This window comes from Promicromonospora kroppenstedtii DSM 19349 (assembly GCF_000515355.1).
Lineage (GTDB): Bacteria > Actinomycetota > Actinomycetes > Actinomycetales > Cellulomonadaceae > Promicromonospora > Promicromonospora kroppenstedtii.
In genome coordinates this window covers 31,508-34,753 of record NZ_KI911593.1, presented here as the reverse complement: position 1 = coordinate 34,753, position 3,246 = coordinate 31,508, and the positions used below count along the sequence as shown (strand labels likewise).

Sequence of the window (3,246 nt, the reverse complement as noted above, 5' to 3'; positions counted from 1 at the left end):
GCACCGCCCGGCGGCTCATGGAGCGCAGCGTCGCCGTCGGCCGGGCGCGCGGGCTGGGCGCTGTCGAGATGCACGTGCACGGCCGCGCGGGCCGGCCGTGCCATCGGTGCGGCACTCCGATCGCCGTCGGTACGGCCAACGAGAAACCCTACGAGCGGCCCGTCTACTGGTGCCCCACCTGCCAGGCACCAGGCCCGGAGTGACGCCGGCGTCGCTCAGGAGGACAGGCCGGCGGAGACATGACGAGGGCGGAGCACCAGGTGCTCCGCCCTCGTCCTGAGGCGCTGCTCGCGGGCAGCTGCCAGGTCAGCCCACCGGCGCCAGGTCGGACTGCTCGACGTCCCGCCGCGCTGCGGTCCGCTCGCCTCCCCTGGCCAGCAGCCCGGCGACGAAGTCCGCCGGGATCGTGTCCGGGATCTGGAATCCTTCGGCAACCGCCACGCGGTCGCTCACCTCACGCAGCACCAAGGACAGTGGCACGTCGAGCGCTTCGCAGATGGAACCCAGAAGTTCGGACGATGCCTCCTTCTGCCCTCGCTCCACCTCGCTGAGGTAACCCAGCGACACCCGCGCCGCCGACGACACCTCGCGGAGGGTGCGCCCCTGACGCTGCCGCGTGTCTCGCAGCACGTCTCCGATTTCTCGCCGTAGTACGACCATCTCGCGCCCCCTTTCAGTGCCTGTCCCTGTCCTCACGCCCTGTCCTGGTTGGACCGGCCGTGCCTTGCGTGTGGTACGTCCCCCGGGTGCGGAGGTCGTTCTACCGTACCCCGCGCTCGAAGAGTTCTTGCGCCGGCCCCGAGTGGTCGGCTTGTTCGTGATCACACCGGGACCAACGCCGCTGGTATGAGCCTTGTTCCCGAAGTGTGCCCGCGTCAAGCCCTGTGCAAGATTAAGCCAAGAAGTTTCACTTGTCTGTAACTTCAGGGAGCCCAACTTGCTCCGCATCACTTTTTTCACCCGGCAGCTCGCTGACGAGCACGGACGCGAGCTCGATCACGCCGCGGGCGGCGGCGTCGATGATCTGGGGCCGGTCGCCCGACAGGTCCAGGCGATGCACCTCGGACGCCAGCGGGGTGCTGACTGCGACGAAGACCACACCGGGCGCCTGACCGTCCTGCGGGTCCGGACCGGCCACGCCCGTCGTCGCGAGGCCGACGTCGGCACCCGTGGCCGTGCGCACGCCGGCAGCCATCTGGGCGGCCACCGCCTCGTCCACGGCCCCGCGCTCGGCGAGCAGGTCGGCGTCCACGCCGAGCAGCCCGGCCTTCAGGTCGGTGGCGTAGGCCACGACGCCGCCACGCAGCACCTTGGAGGCGCCCGGGACCGACACGAGCGTCGCCGTGACGAGCCCTCCCGTGAGCGACTCGGCCACGCCGATGGTCCACCCACGGGCGGCTGCCGCCTCCAGCAGGCGCGGCGCCGTCATGACTGCGCTGCCCGGGCCCGCGCGTCGCGGCGGATCTTCCAGCCCTGGTAGACGTACTCGAGGCCCGTCACGACCGTCACGACGAACGCGGCCAGCAGGACGACCCAGGCGATCACGGTGAGCCAGTCGAGACCGTCACGCGGGAGCAGGAACAGGGAGATCGCCACCGTCTGCAGCACCGTCTTGAGCTTGCCGCCCCGGGACGCGGGCATCACCTCGTACTTGAGCATGCCCATGCGCATGAAGGTGATGCCCAGCTCGCGCACCAGGATGATCACGGGGATCCACCAGGGCAGCTCGCCCAGCGGGATCCAGAGCAGGATCAGCGCGGCGCCCACGAGCAGCTTGTCCGCGATCGGGTCGAGGAGCTTGCCCAGGTCGGTGATGAGCCCTCGCGACCGCGCGAGGTAGCCGTCGACCTTGTCCGACACCGCCGCGACCACGAAGATCGCCGTGGCCACGAGCCGCCACGTCGTGTCGTCCCCGCCTTCGACGAGAAGTGCCCAGGCAAAGAACGGGACCATGGCGATGCGAATCATCGTGACGATGTTCGCAATGTTCCAGGGCGACGGAGCGTCGGTGACCATTGCCCAAGCCTAGCCGCGGATCATCCGCTCCCCGGACCGCACGGGGTCTCCCGGGTGGCTACCGCTCCCTCGCCCGGCGCGTCCGCTCGCTCCCCCGCCAGGCCTGGAATAGCATCCGGAGGTGGCCAACGTCGGCGCCCTGCGGCTCGTCGCGTCCGCGATCGTGACCTGCGCACTCGTCATCACGGCCGCGGGCTGCACGCCCCTTGCCGGCCCGGGCTCCGCACCGGCCTCCGCCGGCTCGGGCACCCCGGGGAGGACGTCGACCCCGGTCGCCTCGTCCGCGTCCGCGACGCCGTCACCCACCCCGTCCCCCACCCCGCAGGACGTCGAGCTCACGCTGCTCGCCGGCGGCGACGTGCTCACCCACACGCCCGTGAACGACTCCGCGACCGGGCCGGACGGCATCGACTACTCGCCGCTGCTGGCGGGCATCGACCCCTGGGTGGAGCGCGCGGACCTGGCCCTGTGCCACCTGGAGGTGCCGGTCGCACCGCCCGGCACGCAGCCGTCGGGCTACCCGGTGTTCCGCGCGCCGCAGGAGATCGTCCGCGACCTGGGCGAGCAGGGCTGGGACGGCTGCTCGACGGCGTCAAACCACTCGGCCGACTCGGGGTTCGACGGCATCGCGGCGACCCTCGACGCGCTGGACGACGCCGGGATGGGTCACGTCGGCACGGCCCGCGACGAGCGCGAGTCGCTCGAACCCCAGCTCTACGAGCTGCGCCGGGAGGGCCGGACCGTCACGATCGCGCACCTGGCCGCGGCCTACGGGCTGAACGGCCTGGAGCCGCCCGCCGGCCCCTGGTCGGTGGACCTCATCGACGCCGGCCGGATCGTCGAGCAGGCCCGGGCGGCCCGGGCGGCGGGCGCGGACCTGGTGGTGGTGAGCCTGCACGACGGCACCGAGTACGTCACCGAGCCCACCGAGCACCAGCGGAAGACCGTCCGGGCGCTGGCCCGCTCGCGGCAGGTGGACCTGGTGATCGGGCATCACGCGCACGTGCCGCAACCGCTGACGCGCCTGCGCGGCGGGCCGGGCGGCGACGGGATGTGGGTGGCCTACGGCCTCGGCAACCTGCTGTCCAACCAGGGCAAGGAGTGCTGTGTGGCCGCGTCCGCCGTCGGGCTGCTGCTCGTGACGGACGTCGTCCAGCCGCCGGACGGCCCGGCCCGGGTCACGGACGCCCGCTGGGCCGCGACCACGGTCGACCGCGCCGCCGGGCACCG

Annotated in this window: 4 protein-coding genes and 1 pseudogene; 2 read left to right on the top strand and 3 right to left on the bottom strand. The window is 72.3% G+C overall.

Annotated features, from left to right (window positions below; all coding sequences use genetic code 11):
- A pseudogene (locus PROKR_RS36775) lies at positions 1-203 on the top strand (DNA-formamidopyrimidine glycosylase family protein); the annotation flags it as partial.
- A gap of 103 nt (positions 204-306) precedes the next feature.
- Here PROKR_RS36775 and PROKR_RS02975 read toward each other — a convergent pair.
- From PROKR_RS02975 to pgsA, 3 genes are all read right to left on the bottom strand, one after another.
- Positions 307-660 carry a helix-turn-helix domain-containing protein gene (locus tag PROKR_RS02975; RefSeq protein WP_020016783.1) on the bottom strand — a complete coding sequence of 118 codons (354 nt, stop codon included), beginning with the start codon at positions 658-660 and terminating at the stop codon, positions 307-309.
- Positions 661-907: 247 nt separating this feature from the next.
- Positions 908-1,429 (bottom strand): CinA family protein, encoded by a 522-nt coding sequence (locus PROKR_RS02970; RefSeq protein WP_051432623.1) that lies wholly within the window; start codon positions 1,427-1,429, stop codon positions 908-910.
- Positions 1,426-2,016, bottom strand: a complete 591-nt coding sequence (pgsA, locus tag PROKR_RS02965; protein ID WP_036959419.1) for a CDP-diacylglycerol--glycerol-3-phosphate 3-phosphatidyltransferase — start codon at positions 2,014-2,016, stop codon at positions 1,426-1,428. Before pgsA ends, PROKR_RS02970 begins: the two co-directional genes overlap by 4 nt.
- A 121-nt stretch (positions 2,017-2,137) precedes the next feature.
- On the opposite strand from pgsA, the gene PROKR_RS02960 reads away from it, so the two are divergent.
- A partial coding sequence (locus PROKR_RS02960) for a CapA family protein (protein ID WP_036959433.1) occupies positions 2,138-3,246 on the top strand: 1,109 nt, incomplete at its 3' end.